The organism is Enterococcus sp. DIV0187, from assembly GCF_051713785.1.
Taxonomy (GTDB): domain Bacteria; phylum Bacillota; class Bacilli; order Lactobacillales; family Enterococcaceae; genus Enterococcus_A; species Enterococcus_A avium.
The window spans coordinates 2952839-2972777 of record NZ_JBIOQO010000001.1 but is presented as its reverse complement, the minus strand read 5'-3'; the positions used below and the strand labels follow the sequence as shown (position 1 = coordinate 2972777).

At 39.6% G+C, this 19939-nt stretch carries 21 protein-coding genes and 1 riboswitch; of the genes, 7 read left to right on the top strand and 14 right to left on the bottom strand.

Annotated elements, in window-relative coordinates:
* Window positions 1-204: 204 nt before the first annotated feature.
* From IGI52_RS14575 to IGI52_RS14565, 3 genes are all read right to left on the bottom strand, one after another.
* On the bottom strand, window positions 205-1518 hold the full coding sequence (locus IGI52_RS14575; RefSeq protein ID WP_438781618.1) for a TPM domain-containing protein: 1314 nt from the start codon (window positions 1516-1518) through the stop codon (window positions 205-207).
* Between the two features lie 16 nt (window positions 1519-1534).
* On the bottom strand, window positions 1535-2107 hold the full coding sequence (locus IGI52_RS14570; protein WP_048717938.1) for a LemA family protein: 573 nt from the start codon (window positions 2105-2107) through the stop codon (window positions 1535-1537).
* 200 nt (window positions 2108-2307) lie between these two features.
* Window positions 2308-3201 (bottom strand): AraC family transcriptional regulator, encoded by an 894-nt coding sequence (locus IGI52_RS14565; protein ID WP_271818488.1) that lies wholly within the window; start codon window positions 3199-3201, stop codon window positions 2308-2310.
* A gap of 264 nt (window positions 3202-3465) precedes the next feature.
* Between IGI52_RS14565 and IGI52_RS14560 the strand changes: the two genes are divergently transcribed.
* Window positions 3466-4644 carry a M28 family metallopeptidase gene (locus IGI52_RS14560; protein ID WP_311872701.1) on the top strand — a complete coding sequence of 393 codons (1179 nt, stop codon included), beginning with the start codon at window positions 3466-3468 and terminating at the stop codon, window positions 4642-4644.
* 112 nt (window positions 4645-4756) lie between these two features.
* Here the strand turns inward: IGI52_RS14560 and IGI52_RS14555 are convergent, their stop codons facing one another.
* A complete protein-coding gene (locus tag IGI52_RS14555) occupies window positions 4757-5572 on the bottom strand; it encodes a LysR family transcriptional regulator (protein WP_049218327.1) in 816 nt (271 codons plus the stop codon).
* A 224-nt stretch (window positions 5573-5796) separates the two neighbouring features.
* On the opposite strand from IGI52_RS14555, the gene IGI52_RS14550 reads away from it, so the two are divergent.
* The gene (locus IGI52_RS14550) at window positions 5797-6804 is read left to right on the top strand and encodes a YeiH family protein (protein ID WP_102872083.1); all 1008 of its coding nucleotides are present in this window, start codon (window positions 5797-5799) and stop codon (window positions 6802-6804) included.
* Between the two features lie 86 nt (window positions 6805-6890).
* Here the strand turns inward: IGI52_RS14550 and IGI52_RS14545 are convergent, their stop codons facing one another.
* The gene (locus IGI52_RS14545; protein ID WP_218109400.1) at window positions 6891-7310 is read right to left on the bottom strand and encodes a RidA family protein; all 420 of its coding nucleotides are present in this window, start codon (window positions 7308-7310) and stop codon (window positions 6891-6893) included.
* Between the two features lie 429 nt (window positions 7311-7739).
* Between IGI52_RS14545 and IGI52_RS14540 the strand changes: the two genes are divergently transcribed.
* The 3 genes from IGI52_RS14540 (at window position 7740) to IGI52_RS14530 (ending at window position 10754) form a co-directional block, all read left to right on the top strand.
* A complete protein-coding gene (locus IGI52_RS14540; RefSeq protein WP_311872703.1) occupies window positions 7740-8528 on the top strand; it encodes a TraX family protein in 789 nt (262 codons plus the stop codon).
* Window positions 8529-8834: 306 nt separating this feature from the next.
* The gene (locus tag IGI52_RS14535) at window positions 8835-10205 is read left to right on the top strand and encodes an MFS transporter (RefSeq protein ID WP_311872705.1); all 1371 of its coding nucleotides are present in this window, start codon (window positions 8835-8837) and stop codon (window positions 10203-10205) included.
* A gap of 93 nt (window positions 10206-10298) precedes the next feature.
* On the top strand, window positions 10299-10754 hold the full coding sequence (locus IGI52_RS14530) for a helix-turn-helix transcriptional regulator (RefSeq protein ID WP_311872706.1): 456 nt from the start codon (window positions 10299-10301) through the stop codon (window positions 10752-10754).
* Between the two features lie 24 nt (window positions 10755-10778).
* Here the strand turns inward: IGI52_RS14530 and IGI52_RS14525 are convergent, their stop codons facing one another.
* A complete protein-coding gene (locus IGI52_RS14525; RefSeq protein ID WP_311872708.1) occupies window positions 10779-11987 on the bottom strand; it encodes an MFS transporter in 1209 nt (402 codons plus the stop codon).
* Between the two features lie 319 nt (window positions 11988-12306).
* Between IGI52_RS14525 and IGI52_RS14520 the strand changes: the two genes are divergently transcribed.
* Complete coding sequence (locus tag IGI52_RS14520; protein ID WP_102872077.1) at window positions 12307-12660, top strand: winged helix-turn-helix transcriptional regulator; 354 nt, start codon at window positions 12307-12309, stop codon at window positions 12658-12660.
* A 31-nt stretch (window positions 12661-12691) separates the two neighbouring features.
* Here IGI52_RS14520 and thiD read toward each other — a convergent pair whose 3' ends face one another.
* From thiD to thiW, 4 genes are read right to left on the bottom strand one after another with little or no spacing between them, the layout of a single operon-like run.
* Window positions 12692-13510 (bottom strand): bifunctional hydroxymethylpyrimidine kinase/phosphomethylpyrimidine kinase, encoded by an 819-nt coding sequence (gene thiD / locus IGI52_RS14515; protein ID WP_016181790.1) that lies wholly within the window; start codon window positions 13508-13510, stop codon window positions 12692-12694.
* On the bottom strand, window positions 13507-14166 hold the full coding sequence (thiE, locus tag IGI52_RS14510) for a thiamine phosphate synthase (RefSeq protein WP_311872054.1): 660 nt from the start codon (window positions 14164-14166) through the stop codon (window positions 13507-13509). Before thiE ends, thiD begins: the two co-directional genes overlap by 4 nt.
* The gene (locus IGI52_RS14505; RefSeq protein WP_311872053.1) at window positions 14127-14945 is read right to left on the bottom strand and encodes a hydroxyethylthiazole kinase; all 819 of its coding nucleotides are present in this window, start codon (window positions 14943-14945) and stop codon (window positions 14127-14129) included. The genes thiE and IGI52_RS14505 overlap by 40 nt, the downstream gene beginning before the upstream one ends.
* Complete coding sequence (gene thiW / locus IGI52_RS14500; RefSeq protein ID WP_048717960.1) at window positions 14942-15421, bottom strand: energy coupling factor transporter S component ThiW; 480 nt, start codon at window positions 15419-15421, stop codon at window positions 14942-14944. Before thiW ends, IGI52_RS14505 begins: the two co-directional genes overlap by 4 nt.
* Window positions 15422-15544: 123 nt before the next feature.
* Window positions 15545-15634, bottom strand: a riboswitch (TPP riboswitch).
* A 73-nt stretch (window positions 15635-15707) separates the two neighbouring features.
* Here thiW and gloA2 point away from each other — a divergent pair.
* Window positions 15708-16097 carry an SMU1112c/YaeR family gloxylase I-like metalloprotein gene (gloA2, locus tag IGI52_RS14495; RefSeq protein WP_016181794.1) on the top strand — a complete coding sequence of 130 codons (390 nt, stop codon included), beginning with the start codon at window positions 15708-15710 and terminating at the stop codon, window positions 16095-16097.
* Between the two features lie 44 nt (window positions 16098-16141).
* On the opposite strand, the gene IGI52_RS14490 is transcribed toward gloA2, so the two are convergent.
* The 4 genes from IGI52_RS14490 to IGI52_RS14475 all read right to left on the bottom strand — a co-directional run bounded on the left by IGI52_RS14490 (window position 16142) and on the right by IGI52_RS14475 (window position 19790).
* Window positions 16142-16441, bottom strand: a complete 300-nt coding sequence (locus IGI52_RS14490; RefSeq protein WP_016181795.1) for a nucleotide pyrophosphohydrolase — start codon at window positions 16439-16441, stop codon at window positions 16142-16144.
* 19 nt (window positions 16442-16460) lie between these two features.
* Window positions 16461-17984, bottom strand: a complete 1524-nt coding sequence (locus IGI52_RS14485) for a helix-turn-helix domain-containing protein (RefSeq protein ID WP_049219522.1) — start codon at window positions 17982-17984, stop codon at window positions 16461-16463.
* Between the two features lie 834 nt (window positions 17985-18818).
* Entirely contained in the window at window positions 18819-19205 is a 387-nt protein-coding gene (locus tag IGI52_RS14480) for an ASCH domain-containing protein (protein ID WP_016181797.1), read from the bottom strand.
* A gap of 69 nt (window positions 19206-19274) precedes the next feature.
* A complete protein-coding gene (locus IGI52_RS14475; RefSeq protein WP_311872051.1) occupies window positions 19275-19790 on the bottom strand; it encodes a macro domain-containing protein in 516 nt (171 codons plus the stop codon).
* Window positions 19791-19939: the final 149 nt, after the last annotated feature.

Below are 19939 nucleotides of genomic sequence, written 5' to 3'. Positions count from 1 at the left end.
AAAAAATAAAACGCCTCACTTTCATTATAGTCAGGAAGCGTTCATAAAGCAGAAAATATCCCAATCATTCATAAAAATTATCCGCAAATCCATCAAAGGGACTTTGCGAATTTTTTTAAAGCCAGACTCGCAGTAGTACCCTAGTTAAAGGCTAGCGAAAAAAAACGTGAGGAATCCCCTCACGTTTTCTTCAATCCTATTCACTTACCAGCCACCAGAAGCGCCCCCGCCGCCGGATGAACCGCCGCCGAAGGACCCCCATGAGGAGCCACCGCCTGATCCGCTATTATTATTATCGGACCAATTATCAGAGTTATAATTCGATGCTAGATAAGCCGTTGTCAGGATATCGCCGTTACCAGAGTATAACGTATCGCCGATTAATATCCGACCGAACATTTTCTTTTCTGCAGAAGGATTTCGCAACAATCTTCCTTGAACAATCGCACGATTGACACCTTTTACTGACATTCCAATCAGCAAACCGCTTAATAAAATGTGGTAGAGTTCCGTATGTTTAACGACCCGTTGCATCTCATCTTCACCAGTAATCGAAGTAGTTTCCGTTTGATACTTTTTATAGTTTTCTTTGAGAAAAACACGAGCCCTCAATAAATTTACTACTAATAATAGACTGACAAAGACCAGCAAGTCTAAAACTACTACTCCTGTCCAGTGGAAGAACATCAATTTTGTCCGCTGACTTTCGACGTTTTCAATTTGCGAATCCACTAAAGCCGTCTTCGTATTCATAATTCCGAATACTTCATCCACAACCTGGCTGACCCCTGTATCGTAATCCTCATCCTTGAAGGCATCCACTACATCATCATTATTAATAATGTCATCGGCTTTACCATCAGGAATCAGACCTTCTAAACCATAGCCAACTTCTAAACGAAATTCTCGTTCGTCCAAGGCGATTAAATATAAAACACCATTGTCTTCATTCCTATCCCCAATACCTAATTGGTTGAAGATCTTATTGGCATACGATTCAATATCTTCTCCACGGGGCAATTCCGGGATCGTAACCACTTCTAATTGCGCACCATTAGTACTTGCTGCTAATTGTTTGTTTAGTTGATAAATTTTTTCCTTCATTTTCTGGCTCAGCATATTAGCGTTGTCAGAAACAAAGATATTGTTCTTATTAATGGTCAAATGACCATCCGTTTCTTCAATTGCCACATCATAATTGTTGGCTTTCTTCGGATACTCTTTCAAGTTCGCCAAATTATCATTCAAAGCTGTTTTGAAGGATTTGTTAACTGTCACTTTTTTACCAGACAAAATGTCTTCTCGTTCCTGATTCAACTTCGTCAATTGCTGATCATAGGCCGCCTTTTTATCTCCATAGCCATTGTTCGTAAAGAGATTAAACAAGCCAAACCCGCTGACTAGCAATACAACAATTAAAATTAGGGAAAAGACCCCATTACGTTTACGTACCTTGCGATAGTTCTCAACAACCTCCTGATGGAGCCGTTCCCCTGAAGCACGCTGTTCCCTCTTCATTTTTTCTCACCCATTCTTATTCAAAACTGACGTCTGGGACTTCTTTCGCACCTTCATCAGCCTTAAAGTTCGCCTTTTTATCAAATCCTAATACCTTCGCTGCCATATTTCTAGGGAATCGAACCAAGCTTTGGTTGTAGTCATTGACTTGTTCGATATAGTTTTTCCGTTCAACAGAGATTCGATTTTCTGTACCTTCTAGCTGGACCATCAAGGTTTTTACATTTTCATTAGAAGCTAGTGTTGGATAACTTTCTTGAATCACGTTCACCATCGTACCTAAGCTTTGATCAATTTGATTGTTTGCGTCATTTTTTTCCGATGGTGTCTTGGCATTGTTGTATGCCTTCCGAGCATCTGTAATTTCTTTAACGATCTTTTCTTCATGGTTCATACTACCTTTGACACTGTTTACTAAATTGGGAATCAAATCTGCCCGGCGTTGCATCACATTTTCCACCTGCGACCATTTTGCGTCCACATCGTTTTCTGCTGAAGCCAATGAGTTATATGTCGTTACCAAGTATGCTCCGATTGCCAGAGCGATCACGACAATCCCAACAATGATACCTGAACCTCTTCGTTTCATTTTTATCCCAACCTTTTTCTGATTTATTTGTTATTTGTGATTGAGCTAATTATAGCATTCGGGTAGGGGCGCGCCTCAGACTTTCGACTGATTTTTTAGCTCAACGGTTGACAAAAAATCCTCCCGATTTTTTCCTTCATATATAGTACGAGAAAAAGTATTTAAGCTTTTTCTTTAAAGCCTTCGAAAGCGTTTGATTTTTAGTTAAGATAAACTGGTCGTGCTTCGATATACCCTCGATAACCCTGCGGCTCTAATTGAATCCGTGGTCCCTCTTTTTCTGCCCACTGACAATTATTTATACTAGGATCATATGTATTGATCTGCTCCATCATTGCTTCAATTGCTTCATCAAAACGTACTTCATCATACGGATCACCTTGAAACAGCAACATCGTACAAGCAGACAGATCAATTACATCAAAGCCCTCTGGAATAAGCCCTTGATAATCAACTGGAACCTCTACACCCTGAGCATAGACAGATGTTTCTTCCGTTCGCATCCTTTCCGGTAACCAAAGTCCTACTGGTTCATACAATGCTTCCTTGATACTGGCAAGAATTCCCCAGACATCACAACCGATTTCCTGTGCATATTCGATATAAGATTTAGCGTTCTTGCCTCGTAATAGAATCAGTTTACGCGCTGGAAACTCGATAAGGCGAACATGTAGATTTTTCGATAATGGAGGTAAATTAGTACGTTCCTCTCCCATTAAATAGTAGCTTTCCACAGGATATGGGGTAAATAAAGGGATTGGCGGTGTCTTCTTTTGATAAGCCTTCGGAGTAACACCGAACTGTTTACGAAAAGCTCGTGTAAAGCCTTCATGAGAATCAAAGACAAAATCCAAAGCAACATCCACCACTCGCAGATCCTCATCACGCAAAACCAAAGCCGCCTTGGATAACCGCAGCTTGCGAATGTATTCAAACGGTGATTTATCTGTGTATTCTTTAAACATTTTGGCGCAATGCCATGGCGAATAGCCGGCCTGCTGTGCCAAAGCATGTAGCGTGATCTCTTCATCTAAATGTTTTTCAATAAATGTCTGCATGCGAGTAACCGCCGCAGTATGCTCCAAGTTTGCCATAATACCTCCTAATAGCTTTCAAATAATCCGACAAGTGCACAAGGAAGGTCAAGAAATCCTCCCGCTGCTCTCCTATACTTATGGTATCAACTAAAGGAATCTCAGTCCAACTTTTTCCAGTTTAATTAATGCAAAAGGAATGGCAGGTGAATCAAGATAGTATTATGAGCGAAAAGTGTAGTTGGATGACATTCGGCTTGACAATCAGATTTATTTTTCTGGAAGAAAAATAAATACTTTAAAAGGAAAAAGGAGTGTTGCAAAATGGAATTTATCAAAAACAGCTTAGTACGTCACATGGAAAAATTATGTCAGGAAATCGGTCCTCGAGCGACTGGATCGGCAGGAAATAAAGCAGCAGTTGACTACGCAGCGGAGACGTTTCGTTCTTTAGGCTATGAGGTTCGATTGCAGGAGTTTCCTTGTATGGATTGGCAAAATGATGGTGCAGAACTAATTGTTGATGGTCAAACAGTGGAAGTAGCGGCTGCGGAATATGCGATGCCTTGTAATGTCAGCGGCGAGTTGGTTTGTGTCCAAACGATCCAAGAATTAGCAGCCGCGGATTTAACCAATAAGATTTGTGTTATGTATGGCGAGCTTTGTAAAGAACCGATTATGCCGAAAAGTATGGTCTTTTGGAATCCTGAAGAGCATCAAGCAATTATTCGGGAATTAGAACAAAAACAGCCTTTAGCCGTGATTACCGTTAGTTTTCTTGAGGAGGTTCCCGTTCCGATTATCCAAGATGGCGACTTCAATGTTCCATGTGGAACAGTCAAAGGGGCTCTCTTACCTTCATTGTTAAATAAAAAAGCCGCAACCCTACGTCTAATGACAGAGCGCAACCCGGCCACTGCCGCAAACGTGATTGCTACTTTCGGCAAAGGAAAAAAGCTTGCTTACTCTGCTCATATCGACACGAAGCCTACCACATCGGGTGCGTTAGACAACGGTACCGGAGTCGCAGTTCTACTGACGTTAGCTGAACAATTGATCCAAAACGAATTAGACAATCAACTTGAATTTGTTTTGTTTAATGGTGAGGACTACTATTCAATGCCCGGGGAAATGATCTTTATGGAGCAATCGTTAAACCACCCTGAAGAATATGAATTCGCCATTAACGTAGACGGTGCTGGAATGCAAAATAGTACGGTATCCTACTCACTTTACGAATGTCCAGACCAACTAACCGAACAGTTGAAAAACTTTGCGACGGATTATTCAACCATCGAAAAAGTCGAACCTTGGCCAATGGGCGATCATATGTTGTTTGCCGGAGCAGGAATCCCGGTGGTCGCGATCACTTCAACGCAAATCTATCTATTGATGGAGGCGGTCATGCATACACCAAAAGATAACTTATCGATCGTCGACTTTCAGCGTTTAGAAGAAACCGTCATTTTCTTGAACAATCTGACCACAGCACAAATGAAGTAACTAAAAAGCAGTCTGCCGCTTACCGGTAGGCTGCCTTTTGTGTCTTTCCGATTAATCGGCTCATTAAAAAACTGTAACAATTCTTCTCGTTATGAAGGGTCTTGCCGTTCATTTATTGCTGCTTACTCCATTCGTAAATGAATTCCCCACATTTCACAATATCATCAGAAGCGCTGGTTTTTCGTCGGATGAGATAAAAATTCCGCTTGTAGCTTTCGTCCAATCTCTGATGTGGAATTCCTTCTACCGCTCGTTCCGAAACTAATGAACAGCCAAAGCCTTGCTTCAATAAGCCCACAATCACTTCATTATTTTGGATTTCCATGACTGGACTGTCTATATCCTTTTCCTCCAAAAATCGTTTTGTGTAATAATAGACTCCGGATGTATTTTCTCTCACCAGCCATGGACCCTTTTCTAGATTTCCTGCTAAAACTAACTGATCCTCCATCAATGAAAAACGCTTAATGGTAGGAGCAGACAAAGGCTTCTCGATAAATCCCAGATCTACTGTATGATGCTCTACCGCTTGTAAAACCTCTAAAGAGTTCATCATTTGAACACTAAAACGAATATGCGGAAATTCCTGCTGCAATTGGATTAGAAGCGACGGCAAGACATAAGTGGCAAATGTATGGGAAGCCCCAATCACGCAACGAATAATCTGTTGTTGATTGGTTTGAACAGCTTGATATAAATTTTCCCAATCGTTCATTAAATCAACGGCCCGTTCATATAAAATATCTGCTTGCGGTGTTACTAACACTTCTTTTCTTCCGCTACGGATAAATAATTGTGTTCCAAATTCATTTTCTAATTGCTTGATTTGGGCTGAGACAGTTGGCTGGGAAATAAATAAAATCTCTGATGCTTTAGAAAAGTTTTTCGTCTCATAAACTACTTTGAACGTTTCTAACCATTTGAACATCGCAATCACTTCCATTATTTTTTTCTATTTAAGGTATTATATCAATAAATTATAATAATGGAAGATATCGGTTATAATTTATCATGCAAATGAAATACCAATGAAAATCAATTGATTTTTTACGTAAAAAAAGCTTTTTAATAACAAGAACTATCTAATTTTCGGGCGCCTTCACTTGCCCAATAAATAGTTACCCTTCAATTTTATAAGAAAGAGGTCTAACGATGTTTACAAATTTTTATGCTAAAACAAAACCGATTTTACCTGGATTGAGCTTATCTATAGGAGTAGCAATCATTGCAAAACTATTCGCTTTGTTTTTACCTAAGCTTGGTGGTGCCACTTTAGCCATCCTATTAGGAATCATTTTGGGAAATACCTTCTTTAAACAACCGGCTCTAGCCGCTGGGACGAAGTTCTCAGAAAGCAAATTATTAGAATATTCGGTGGTACTGCTTGGGCTCACCGTCACCTTCCAAACGATTGGAGAAATGGGCATCAAAGGATTGATTTTTATCCTGCTAATCATGACTACCGTTATCATCGGTGCTTATTGGATCGGTCGGAAACTTGGATTTAATGAAAAAATGGCTTTGATGATGGCTGGTGGAAATGCCGTTTGCGGTTCATCAGCGATTGGTGCGATTGCACCGGCGATTGAAGCAAACGATGAGGAAAAAGGTCAAATTATTACCCTTGTTAATTTACTAGGAACAGTAATGATGCTGACGCTGCCCTTTCTGGGAATGTCACTATTCGGAGATGCACTATTAAGTAAAAGTGCACTGCTTGGTGGAACATTACAATCGGTTGGACAGGTTGTAGCAGGGGCAAGCTTGATTAATCCCGAAACAGTGAAATATGCGATGCTTTTCAAAATAACGCGTATCATTTTCTTAGTCGTGGTTGTTTTCCTATTTGAACGCAAAGCCAAACAGGATGACCTAGTAACAGTAAAAGGATCGAAGAAAAAATTTCCGATCCCTTGGTATGTTACTTGCTTTTTAATTTTCTGTGTCCTTAACAGCTTCGTTACTTTGCCCGCTATCTTTGATGAAGGAGCACATTTTATCAGTACTTGGTTCGAGACGACCGCGTTAGCCGCCATCGGTCTGCGTTTGGATTTTCGAAAATTTCTAAAAGAAGGACCGCGTTTCTTAGTTTACGGCCTTTCTGTTGGTGCTGTTCAAACAGTTGCTGCTTTAGTATTCATTTTTGTTTTGCACATTTGATTTAGAACAACTAACCCGGACACTCATCGTTCTCGCTAGAAAAATGAGTGTCCGGGTTCATTTTGATATATTTTTCTCAATCACGTTTACTCAACAACCGCAATAATCTCAACTTCTACCAAAGCATCCTTCGGCAAGCTTGCAACACCCACACAAGAACGACTGGGTTTTTCCTTATCAAAAAAGCTAGCATAAATTTGGTTAAATGCTGCAAAATCAGACATGTTTTTCAAGAAGCAAGTCGTTTTTACTACCTTGTCGTAATCTGCTCCAACAGCCTTCAATACCCCGCCGACATTTCGTAATACTTGATACGTTTGGTCTTCAATCGTTTCTCCGACTAATTCTCCGCTTACTAGATCTAACGCGATCTGACCAGAAGCATACAGCATGCCGTTTACAACTTTTGCTTGGACATATGGTCCAATTGCTTGTGGTGCCTCCGTTGTTTCCACCGTATAGATTGATTTTTCTTGAAAGTTCACTTCTGTTACGTTATTTTCCAATTTCTCCACTCCTTTTTTTCATTACAATTAACCAACAAATCATTCAACCGAAACAAGACTATTACTCTGCCAAACTGAAAAAAGCATCTCACCGATTGGTGGGATGCTTGGAGAATCCCACTCAACAAATGTCAAACAGGACTTCAAACTGTTTTTCCAAAACAGATTTCAAGTCCTCAGTCTAATAATAATGATCATTTGTCTAGTAGTCGTCGCGTTCATAGAAATTCTCCTTTTAAAATTAAATTTAAATGGCAATTAAATTAATTTATGATTGTAATGATAACGGAGGTTCCATTTATTGTCAATGAGTTTAAAGAATTTTCTGACATTTCTATCTCACATTTTTGTAAGAAGATTGTTCGCTCAATAAATGGATGGATGGAAAAAATTTCGTTATCCTCTTGTTAAGAAAGAGAGGATTTTTTTATGAATAAAGGGATGAATGGTTTCCAGTTAAAAGTTTTAGGGGTCGTGACCATGGTACTCGATCACATTGCGGAGTTTTTTCTATTTTTAGGAGTGCCCATATGGTTTCATTGGATTGGTCGAATCGCCGCACCAATTTTTCTTTTTGAAAGTTCAGAAGGTTTTGTCCACACCCGTAATCGAAAAAAATATATGTTCCGTCTATTAGCAGGATATTGGCTGATGGGAATTATCAATATGATTTTGAATCGCTATTTTGCAGTTGGAGACGCAATTGTTATTAATAATATTTTTGGCACGTTATTCTTAGGTACTGTCTACATGCAAGCATGCGAATATATTAAAGACCGTAAAGTGGCTAAGGGAGTAATTTGGTTCCTTGTTCCAACCCTTTTAAGTGTTTTAGCAATCGGCCTGTTGTCTAGCGGATTGCTTGATTCTAAATTCGGCATGCTTTTTTTCCAAGCATTTAATTTACTTGTACCAACACTATTGTTAACTGAAGGCGGAATTCTATTTGTTTTATTAGCAGTTCTATTCTATCTTTTCCACGGTAAGAAATTTTTACAGGTTGCAGCACTTGTTGTCATTGCGTTAGTAACCTTGATTTTCGGTGGTGGTATACAGCATGCGTTTACGATGAATTATCAATGGATGATGATGTTTTCAGCAATTCCAATCATTTTATACAATGGTGAAAAAGGTCGCAGTATGCGGAATTTCTTCTATATTTTCTATCCCGCACACATTGCAATTTTTGCCATTATCAGCTTTTTGATCCAACGCTAAACTTGACCTTCTCCATAAAAAGCTTTAAAATGCTTTTTGTGAATAAATCGTACAGATAACACGTCATGCGTGTCGAGAGAGAGGCGGTTTCTATTAATTTAGAAACCACCTCTCTTTTTGTCAGTTATGCTTTTTGCAGTAAATAAATACAAGCAGATTCATAACCAAAAGCGTTGAGCAGTTTAGCAGAATGCTATGCGCAATGAAAGAAGTGCCTGCCATTAATGCTGCTTCTTATCCTGGCAAAATAAATAATGGAGACACCCGAATTTAAAGTTATTTGTCGAATTAAAGTGAGGTTATTATATGAAAGAAAAGAAAATCCATTTGTTACTAGCTGTCCTTGCCACTGGAATCATGTCCTTTGCGGGTGTCTTAATCGAAACCGCCATGAACGTGACCTTCCCCACTCTGATCAAGCAGTTCGGAATATCCACCGGGATGGTGCAGTGGGTCACGACCATTTATCTCTTAGTCATCTCTATTATGGTGCCTTTTTCCAATTATCTATTGAAAAATTTTTCGATTCGAAAATTGTTTATCATCGCGAATCTTTTTTTCATTGCTGGATTGATGACAGATTTGTGGTCTCCTTCTTACAGTATTTTGTTAATTGGACGCTTATTGCAAGGGATTAGTACCGGAATTGCGTTACCCTTGATGTTCCACATTATCTTAAATTTCACCCCTATGCATAAGCGCGGAACGATGATGGGTGTGGGCACACTGACAACGTCCATTGCTCCAGCAATCGGACCAACCTATGGCGGTATTATGACTGCAAGTCTTTCTTGGCATTCGATCTTCTTATTTTTATTACCGATCTTAGTGCTTTCACTAATCATTGGTCTTTATGCCATTCCAGAAATATCTGTCAAAAAAGCTGGTGCATTAGATATTGTCAGTCTCATTGGCGTTGCATTGCTATTCAGCGGACTATTGATGTTCTTAAATCAAATTGGAAGTTTAGCGAGTCTACTTTCATTGGCAGTTGGTATCCTTGGCTTATTGATCTTCTATCGGCAAGCGACACGGGGAAAAAATCCATTAGTCCGAATCACTGTTTTGAAAAATAAAGTCTTCGTACTATTTTTGTGCGGTTTCTTAGTTTGTCAGTTCTTATTATTAGGCATTTCCTTTGTCTTGCCTAACTTCGTTCAAATCGTTTTAGGTAAAGACGCCTTTATTGCCGGCCTTGTCATGATGCCTGGTGCGGCTGTTGGGGCGATCTTAGCACCAATCTCTGGGCGTGTCTTGGATTCATTCGGTGCGAAAAAACCAATCTTACTAGGCTTAAGCTTTGCCACCATCGGCTGGATCGCGTTAACACTGTTATTACGCTCGCCATTTTTACTTGGTTTTATTGCAGGACATGTTTTTTATATGATCGGTATCGGTTTTTCTTACAGTAACCTAATGACCACGGGGATGAATTTACTATCTGAAGATGAGTACGGCGATGGAAATACGTTGTTCAATACCTTGCAGCAATTCTCTGGCGCGGTTGCTACCGCGATTGTTGCGACAATCATCAATTTAGCACAGCAAGCCCAATCGAACTTTATCGCTGCCACCATTACAGGCTCACAAATTTCACTGTTGTTCTTATTGGCTTTATTGCTTGCCGTGTTGATTGCTTGTTTGGTTCATTTTCGTAAAGCAGCCACTCCTGCTTAATGTTAAAGTAACGGGCAAATGTTCAGCCGATACTCGCTAGTTTTTATATCAAATCCTGCTAAACTTAACTTATCAAGTTTGGAGGGATACATCATGACATTAGGAACGAATTTCTTCAATGCACGAAAAAAAAGAGGTTTGTCACAAGAAGAAGTCGCAGAAAAACTCGGTGTAAGCAGACAGACGATTTCAAAATGGGAACTGGATGAAACTTTGCCTGACATTAACCAATCGAAGAAATTAGCCGTCACATACAAGATTTCTTTGGATGAATTGATCGAATTTGATCCGAATCTTAACGCTATTAAAGAAGTGATTGCCAAAACGAGTGAAGAAAAACAAGCGAAAGTCGATTGGACGAATGTCTGGGCGGAAAAATACCCCATCTTAGCGACTTATCAAAAAGAAGTCGATTTGAATGACTACATCCCCAAAATAAAAGATATGCTTCTGCTTTTGAAAAAGAATTATGGTTATAACGATCAAGATGCCTTTTTAGTCTTGAAAGATATTCTGGCTCAAATTTGGAAGGATGCAAAGAAGCCGTGACGAGTGTTCGTCACGGTTTTTCTGTTATTCTTTGCATTCGGTCATTTCATTAGATGCTTCTGGTGATTCACTTTTCTTCACCTGCACAATCAAGAGAATCGCTAACAATACAATCACGGCTCCAAAAATAGGTGTGTAGGCGATGCCCATTTTCCCAGTTACTTGCGCTCCCACTGTCGAACCTAGTGTGATCCCGATATTAAAGGCAGCAATATTAAACGCTGAAGCTAAAGTAATGTCTTGCGGCACATATTTCTCTGCTAACTGTACAACATACAATTGCAAGCCTGATACATTCATGAAGGCAAACAGACCCAAGAGCAACGCCGCCAGCAAACCTAGAATATTGTTTCCAATCAAAGTAGTCGCAAATAAGAATACAAGAGCCGCCATTAAAAGACCAAACATTTTAATCAACGAAGCTAGCGGTTTTTCATTGGCAAGCTGTCCACCAATCGTATTGCCGATCGCCACCATCACTCCGTAAACAATCAAAATAATGACAACAGCACTAGCTGAAAATCCAAAGCCTTCTAAAATTGGCGACAAATACGTATAAGCCGCAAAGGTTCCACCATAACCAAAGGCAGTGATTAAGAAGGACATGACCAATGGTTTATTGGTAAAAATTCGAACAAAGCCCTTCAAGTCAACTTTACCGGGAATTGGCAACTGACGAGGCACTAAGAAGCTACTGGCAATTAAGCCTAACAGTCCAACCACTGCAATAAAGATAAAGGACATATTCCACGTGGTTTGTTGACCTATGAAAGTCCCCAACGGCACTCCAGTTACGGTCGCCACAGTCAAACCTGTAAACATGATGGCGATCGCACTAGCACGACGGGAAGGTTCTACGACATCCGCCGCGATCACGGTGGAAACCGACATAAAGATGCCATGAGCCAGCGCCGCTAAAATACGCCCCAGCAATAAAATCATAAAGGACGGTGCAAAGGCTGCTAATAAGTTCCCACTAATAAACAGCAGCATGATCCCGATCATCAGATTGCGACGATTCCATTTTCCGGTTAACACCGTTAATAAAGGGGCTCCGATCGTGACGCCTAACGCGTATAAAGAAACGGTTAAACCGGCTTGAGCTAATGTGACATTGAAGCTTTTAACGATCATCGGCAAAAGCCCTACACTAATAAATTCTGTTGACCCGATCGCAAAGGCGTTGATTGCGAGAGCCAGTAACGTGAAGTTTGGTGAAATTTTCTTTTCCATGTTGTTCCTCCTTAGAATGGTTTCATGAACTCCTTCAGCTTTGCCAGTTCCACTTCGTGCTTCAGCCCGATTAGCGGATTGGTAGGCGTGACGACAATCAAAACCACTTTTCGCCCTTTTGAAAAATGGTTTCTTAAATAAACGTTCGCTCTGAGCGATAAAGCCAGTTCATGAAACCAGACATCAAAAAAGTATTTGTAACCTACGAGAAGATACTATATACTGTTGATGATCTTTTGATAAGTACCCACTTTTTTGTACTATAGGTACCTTTCAGTAACTTTTGGATTATATCAAGGTTTTTAGGAGGAAATTTGTTTTGGAAAATCGTACATATATGATCGGTGTTGAAGCGACGATGGATGTCATCGGCGGAAAATGGAAGCCCATTATTCTTTGCAATCTGAGACATGGACCCATGCGGCCTAGTGATTTGAAGCGCGGTATCACTGGTATTAGCCAGAAAATGCTGACGCAGCAGCTGCGTGAATTGGAAGAGGACAATATCATTGATCGCAAAGTCTATCAGCAAGTTCCGCCGAAAGTAGAATATTCATTAAGCAACTACGGCCGCAGTCTATCAGATATTTTGGATAGCCTGTGCAATTGGGGCGAACAGCATGTCGCTCATCTGCAAAAACAAGGACAGGCTATTTGCTTGAAAGCAAATTAAAAAGGAAGTTGAGATGACCTCAACTTCCTTTTTATCTGATCAAAATGTCATCAGAAATCTCTGCCCAATGATTCGTTGGCCCGTGACCATGCCCAACGAAAATAGGTTGACTAATTGCGGCTTGAATAAATTTCTTTCCAATGATGATCGCTTCCTTCAAATCTTTCCCTTTTGCCAACTCAGCAGCGATACAAGCCGAAAAGGTATCGCCTGTTCCATGAGTATTGGCGGTCTCTACTCTCGGAGCGCTCATCCAGAAGCTTTCTCCTGATGCTAGTAAAACAAAATCAGCAGCCTCTTTATTTTGGCTATGCCCACCTTTAACAACAACGTTTTTCGTGCCCAAATTTTGCAGCTTCTTCGCCGCCTCGATCATCTCCTGATCCGTAACGATTCGCTGTCCGATGATCACCTCTGCCTCTGGTAAATTCGGAGTCACGATGGTAGCTAACGGCAATAGTTTCTCATTAATGGTTTTCACTGCATCATTTTGCAACAGGTGATGACCGCCTTTAGCCACCATCACAGGATCAACAATTAATGGTCCAAAATTGACTTGCTTCAATTTCTTCACGACAATTTCCACGCGTTCGACATCTGCCAGCATCCCGGTTTTTGCCGCACCAATCGTAAAATCCGCGGCTAGAGAATCAAACTGCTCTTCGATAAAACTACTGGGAATCGCCATACTATCCTGCACTCCGTAAGTATTTTGGGCTGTCAATGCTACGATGATACTCATACCAAAAGCTTTTCGAGCTTGAAACGTTTTTAAATCGGCTTGAATTCCAGCGCCACCGCCAGAATCAGAACCTGCGATCGTTACGACTTGTGGTGTTGAATTGATCATACATGTTCCTCCAATACCTCTGCTATTTTTTCCCTTAGAGCCTGAACTTTTTTACCAACATTTTCCGCTAACATGATCTCACTAACAATCGAAACACCATCAATCCCTGTTCCACGAAAATCAGATAGATTTTCTTCTTTGATACCGCCGATCGCAACACTTGGAATCGTCACTGCCTCATTAATCGCTTTTAGCGTCTCAATCGAAGTCAAAGCAGTGTCTTTTGTTTTTGTCGGGAAAATGGCACCAATCCCTAAATAATCCGCTCCTGCCTTTTCAGCCTCTAAGCCACGATCCACAGTTTTTGCTGATACCCCTAGAATTTTTTCTGTACCAATGAGCGAACGAACAATACCCACCGGCATCTCATCATCTCCGATGTGCACTCCTGCTGCGTCGACTGCCAAACAAATGTCAACACGATCATTAATAATTAAAGGAACATCGTAACGATCCGTAATAGCTTTTACCTTCAAAGCCAGCTCATAAAAAGCACCCGTCAACAAAGTCTTCTCTCGTAATTGAATTAATGTCACACCATTTTGACAGGCTTCTTCAATCACCGCTAAAAATTGATCGTCGTGAAAATCATACCGACCAGTCACTAAATATAAGGTTAAGTCCACTGCATTTCCCGTCCTTTCACTTTTGTCCACCAGTTCTCCTCCATCAATATTGAAAGCTGATTCAACGTCTCTTGCCGGAAAGCGGCTAAACCGATCGTATCTCCTGCCTGCTCACCGCAAAGATTAAAATAGCTAACCGCAGTTACAGCCGCATCAATCGCTTTCATTCCGCTGCCTAATAAAGCTGCAATCAACGCACCTACAACATCGCCTGTACCGGTAAAACGATCCAACGCAGACACACCATTCATTAAATGAAAAATACGTTCTTGATCGACAATAATATCTTGAGTACCTGTTGCTAGGAACGTGGTCTTCGGATAAAGAGCCGCTAACTTCTGCATAGCTTCCGATAATTCAGCGATTGCTTCCTCACTTTGATCTAGCTCACTACCATCCACTCCACGAGCTTGACTCGACAGCCCGCAAAAATTCCGTAGTTCAGAAATATTGCCTTTTACTACTGTTGGATTTTCTGCCACCAACGAACGCCCTACTTGATTTCGAACCCGACTGATGCCATAACCGACCAAATCTACCACCGTTGGCTTATGAACGCTATTTGCTAGTTTGCTCGCTGCCATCAGACTGGTCCCACGTTCTTCCGACAGATGTCCGATATTCAGCAGCAACCCATCTGTTTGTTGAAATAATTCCTCAAACTCCCGAGGATCAGAAGCCATGATCGGCTTTGCACCAACGTAAAGCAATGCATTTGCGACCGTTTCACAGGTCACTTCATTGGTTATACAATGAACTAACGTAGCATTTTCTAATGGAAATCCCTTTGAAACATTCGTTTTGATCATCCAAACATCCTTTCACTTGAAAACAATCGCTGCCAGCGTTTAAAAATCGTTGTTTCCTGCAATTTAACCAACACAACAAAAGCAATCGCCGAACCAATCAACGTTGCTCCGACAAATCTCGGTGTGTAAATTAGCCAGTACAACTCATTTTGACTCCCTGTAAACCAGACCATTACAGGATAGGATAAGAGTGAACCAATGATTCCTGTACCCACGATTTCACCCAGCATTGACCAAATCAGCCTTCCTCCTAAACGATAAAATAAACCAGCAAAAAATGCGCCAAATACTGCACCCGTCAACGCTAAAGGCGGAATTCCTAACATCGTCATCCGTATCAATGCACAGACTAACGCCATGACTGTTCCGTAAAATGGTCCTAGCAACACTCCGGCGATAATGTTCATCACACTGGACATCGGCGCCATCCCTTCGATCCGCATCAAGGGAGACAACACAACATCTAATGCGATCATTAGAGCCAATAACGTCAACTTATGAATTTTACTTTTTTCCACGACAAATAACTCCTTTCTACAAGAAACAAAAGGAGTAAAAGACAGAAAAACCCAACCAAAATAAAATGGTCGGGTACAATCAGTCAACTAGCTACATTTCCCTGCGACAGTTTTAACTGCATCAGGTTCCATGGGTATAATCTCAGCCAAAAAGCACCCCAAATGTTTCTCTTCAATTGATTGGAGTATAACATACTTTTTTTAATCCAACTAGCTTATAATGAGAAAAAAGGAGGACCTACTCATGCAAAAACCAGATTTTTCTGCCATCCATCACGTCGCTATTATCGTTTCAGACTATCAAAAGGCACGACATTTTTATGTAGATATTCTTGGTCTGCCAATCATTCGTGAAAATTTCCGACCAGAACGCCAAGATTATAAATTGGATTTACAGTTAAATGATGCGGAATTAGAGATCTTCGCTATTAAAAATCCCCCAAAGCGTCCTAGCTTTCCAGAAGCAGCAGGCTTACGCCATCTTGCGTTCAAAACAACGGACATCGAAGCAACAGTCGCTTATTTAAATAGTCACGGTATTGATTGCGAGCCTTTGCGCACCGATGATTTTACTGGAGAGAAAATGACCTTCTTCTTTGATCCAGATGGCTTACCGTTGGAATTACATGAATAAAAAAGCAGAAAATTCTGCTTTTTTTGCGACCTAGTATCGAAAATCTACTCTTTTTCTACCGGATATTTAATCGCATTCTTCTTCAATTTCTCACTAATGATCTCGTCAATATCAAAGTCCAAATTATCTGCCATCATGTAAGAATAAATCAGTACATCCGCTAATTCTTCCTTCAACCGCTCCGTTTGCGTCCGCGCCTCTTCTGAATCTTTCCACTGAAAAAGCTCTAATAGTTCAGCCGCCTCCAAGCAGATCGACAAGGCTAAATCCTTCTCATTATGAAAAGGACGCCAGTTTCGTTCATCGCGAAATTGATTGATTTTTTCCATACTATTATTATCCATACTCAACCTTCTTTCGCTACTATTCTATCATAGTGACCAAATTCCGTTTTTCTTCAAGCTCACTGATCATTTCTTGTATCCAACGTGTACTTTGACTAGTTAAAAAAGGATCAATTACGACTACGGGATAATCATTCGGCAAGCCTTCAGCTGAACCTGTAGTAATCAAGCAATCATAATTTTTCAACTCATAATGCAGCTGAGCGATTCCTCCTGATAGATTCTCAAAATGATTGATTATGAAGTTTCCATAAATTGTATCAGAAATTTGTTTCGCTAAAAAGCTTTCTTCTGTAGGCGTCAAATCAGATAATAACAAAACTTTTAATAGTGGTTCTTGATTTGCCAACCATTCCATACACCTTTCTTCCATCGTAATCAGTAGATAGACATAGTTACGGATAAAATCTTCTTCCTGATACATCTCATATTTCGCTACAAATCTTTTTACTAAATTCGTTATTTTTTCTACTCCGCGACTATACATTTTTGATGCTTCCGATAAAAACATAGTTCTGTTACGCCATAGTAAACAGACATATTGCCCTTGAGGATCATACATATAAAAATCATTTGATAAAACGGTCGCTAAATCAATTCTGCTTTGTTTTTCTAATCGGTAGCCTAGCATCTCATTGTATTCTTCCACGAGTTCATAATGACGCATAAATAGCTGCTGATAGTTTGCATTATCTGTCATAGCAAGTTCACGGTGTTGAAAGCTGAATACGATTGAATCAGAAAAAATTAACCACAGACCTTCCCTCACCATTTCTGGTGTTAATTCTAGATCTAAACCTTCTCGAACGGCTTGTCTTAGTTTCTTATACTCGATATCCATAGGCAAAAACAATCCTTCAGTCCGCAGCTCTCCTTTTGGATAACTATGACCATTTTTCACTCGCCAAATACTAATATAGAAATTATAAATCAAGCGCTTTTGAAAAACATATTTTTCATGAATTTGATTCACTCTGACAAACTCTTCTACATATTCTCCGATAATATGGTAGTGCTTCGTTGGTAATTTCGGCATCGAGCTTTCAAAAGCATTTTGTTTCTCACTATAAAATCGATAATAAAAATTTCGGATTTCTCCTTCGTTTCCCTCTACTCGCAATGGCCGATAACATAATTCCATGCCCGCCAATGATAAGATTTTCTCTAGCTTTTTCAAATAACGCTGTGTATTGGAAGAACTGAGGTACAGTTTTTTAGCTAATGCAGTAATATTTTCGCACTCTTCATACAAAAGTTCTTCAATAATCTGGAATTCTGGACTAGTATTCAAAATATTCGCGTATAAATTCCCTAGACTAACTCTTTTCCCCACATTCAATCGATAAATCCCTTTTGTTTTCGTAATTTGAAAACTAGGATATTCATCATTGATCAACTCAATATCATTTAATAAAATTGGCAGCGAACAATTCAGCTCGCTTAATAATTGATCGCTCGACCACCCATCACGACGATAATAGAGTCGTTCTAATAATGCTAATCGCCGTTTGTTGCTTGTTCCTAAAACTGAACGAAAATCCATGATCATTCTCCTCTCAAAAGAACGACTTGCTAGTAAACTCTCCCCTTTAGCTGACCGTCATCATCCGCCATTTCTTCATAATTTTTGTACTTTGATAAAAAAATGAAAGGCTATTGATCAATAAATCATTTTCTCAGTAATTTTCCATTTTTAAAGTAAAAGAAATATCAAACACTTGAAATATTCTAATGTTGTTAACAAATAATAATATAAATAGATGGTGGTGGCAATTTTTAGTCAAAATCATTCAAAATACGTAATTAACAGATTGATTTTTTTAAGATGAAGAGGAAAAAGTAAAAAAATAGTGAATTCAAATCAAATTAAAAAACGTTAAAAGCAATTTTAAAGGCTATTTATTTGTTAATATCATCATTTTTGAGCATTTTTCGTTAAAAAATTCATCGATTATAGGTTATCCCAATTTTTTTCAAAAAATAAAAAAGCAAGGGCTAAAGTAAGGACCTGACACAATAACCTGAAACGAAATAGAATTACCTCTTTATTAACTCAACAAAAACTAGACTGCCGATCTCCGATAGAATTTCGGAAATCAGCAGCCTAGAAAAATATTTTTTATTACTGTCTCAATCTTTTAGGTCAGTTCTTAAAGACCATTTGTCTTTATTTATTTCTATTAATTCAGTGTTATAGTTATCCGACATAAAGGCTAATATTACATGATAAAAGTATAATCCCAGTACCAGTGATCAACAGTAAGAAACTGCCTTTTGATTATTAAGAATTCTTTGCCTCTAATCACTAACTGGAAGCCGTTTGTGCTCACATCAAGTTTTACATAATTTTACCTGATATTCGTACTCTCAAAAATTTTTAGTTAATCAGCGCTAGATAATGGTTTTGCCAAAATTTTTCAGTCACAACCTTCTCACCATCATCAAACTTAAATTCACCTTCCACTGGTACAACAATCTGCTCATCTGGCACATGGTAAAGCCGGCGTTGCCCCTTAATTGGAAACGGTTTGATACAACGAACATTCTCAAAAATCCATGCATAAGAATCGTCAGCCAATTTTTTTACATCGGTTAAATCAACAATACAAACAGCATAACCTGAAATGCAACCAGGAGTCTTGATAGCTGTCGAGCAGATTAATAAAGGTCCGCGATGATGGGTTGTCCATGATCGGTATTCCTCTTTCTTCTTTCCTAGTAGAATATCCATTACTGGCTCAGGATGAATCGAGATAGCTTTCAAATTGTTCGCCTCACTTTTCGCTTATTTATAGACTAGTTTATCACTTTATCCAAATTCTGATAAAAATAATTAATCGCTTTCATCTTTACTACCACGTTTAATTTTCTTAAAAATTTCCAGCCAAACATCATCAAATACAATCACTTGAGTAGCAATCCTTTGATTTTCAACTCGATTCGCTACATTGTATAAAGAGCGGGCTGCCGCTTCTTTGGGGTACTGATAAATGCCTGCGCTCAATACCGGTACTGCAAGTGTTTGTATATCATTTTCTCGTGCCAATTGGAAAACAGCTTCATAGGCTGAATACAATAATGTTTCTTCATCATGTTGGCCATCAATATAACGTGGACCTACCGCATGGATTACATACTTTGCTGGTAAATCAAAAGCTGGCGTTATCACGGCTGTTCCCGTAGGAGTTCCACCAATCTTAGCCATCGCTTGCTTCAATTTTAGACCAGCTGCCTGATTTAAAGCGCCGTCTACACCTCCACCAGGAATTAGAGCTATATTTGCGGCATTCACAATCGCGTCTACTCGATTAGCAAGACGGGAAATATCGCCTAATTTTACTTCGATCATAAAAACACTCCTTGATTTTTTAGATGATGAAATACGCAATCGTTCCTTTCTATTATACCAAGCTAACAAGAATCGTGGGAATAATAGAACCTAGATCATTACCTGACTCCTTGAAATGAAAAAACGAGTGGCTAATCCTGTTATTTACT

Excerpts from the sequence above, each read along its gene's own strand:
- IGI52_RS14575 (WP_438781618.1), bottom strand. The coding sequence starts at position 1,518 with ATGAAGAGGGAACAGCGTGCTTCAGGGGAACGGCTCCATCAGGAGGTT.
- IGI52_RS14570 (WP_048717938.1), bottom strand. The coding sequence starts at position 2,107 with ATGAAACGAAGAGGTTCAGGTATCATTGTTGGGATTGTCGTGATCGCT.
- IGI52_RS14565 (WP_271818488.1), bottom strand. The coding sequence starts at position 3,201 with ATGGCAAACTTGGAGCATACTGCGGCGGTTACTCGCATGCAGACATTT.
- IGI52_RS14560 (WP_311872701.1), top strand. The coding sequence starts at position 3,466 with ATGGAATTTATCAAAAACAGCTTAGTACGTCACATGGAAAAATTATGT.
- IGI52_RS14555 (WP_049218327.1), bottom strand. The coding sequence starts at position 5,572 with ATGTTCAAATGGTTAGAAACGTTCAAAGTAGTTTATGAGACGAAAAAC.
- IGI52_RS14550 (WP_102872083.1), top strand. The coding sequence starts at position 5,797 with ATGTTTACAAATTTTTATGCTAAAACAAAACCGATTTTACCTGGATTG.
- IGI52_RS14540 (WP_311872703.1), top strand. The coding sequence starts at position 7,740 with ATGAATAAAGGGATGAATGGTTTCCAGTTAAAAGTTTTAGGGGTCGTG.
- IGI52_RS14535 (WP_311872705.1), top strand. The coding sequence starts at position 8,835 with ATGAAAGAAAAGAAAATCCATTTGTTACTAGCTGTCCTTGCCACTGGA.
- IGI52_RS14530 (WP_311872706.1), top strand. The coding sequence starts at position 10,299 with ATGACATTAGGAACGAATTTCTTCAATGCACGAAAAAAAAGAGGTTTG.
- IGI52_RS14525 (WP_311872708.1), bottom strand. The coding sequence starts at position 11,987 with ATGGAAAAGAAAATTTCACCAAACTTCACGTTACTGGCTCTCGCAATC.
- thiD (WP_016181790.1), bottom strand. The coding sequence starts at position 13,510 with ATGATCAATTCAACACCACAAGTCGTAACGATCGCAGGTTCTGATTCT.
- IGI52_RS14505 (WP_311872053.1), bottom strand. The coding sequence starts at position 14,945 with ATGATCAAAACGAATGTTTCAAAGGGATTTCCATTAGAAAATGCTACG.
- thiW (WP_048717960.1), bottom strand. The coding sequence starts at position 15,421 with ATGATCGCATTAGATGTTGTGTTGTCTCCCTTGATGCGGATCGAAGGG.
- gloA2 (WP_016181794.1), top strand. The coding sequence starts at position 15,708 with ATGCAAAAACCAGATTTTTCTGCCATCCATCACGTCGCTATTATCGTT.
- IGI52_RS14490 (WP_016181795.1), bottom strand. The coding sequence starts at position 16,441 with ATGGATAATAATAGTATGGAAAAAATCAATCAATTTCGCGATGAACGA.
- IGI52_RS14485 (WP_049219522.1), bottom strand. The coding sequence starts at position 17,984 with ATGGATTTTCGTTCAGTTTTAGGAACAAGCAACAAACGGCGATTAGCA.
- IGI52_RS14475 (WP_311872051.1), bottom strand. The coding sequence starts at position 19,790 with ATGATCGAAGTAAAATTAGGCGATATTTCCCGTCTTGCTAATCGAGTA.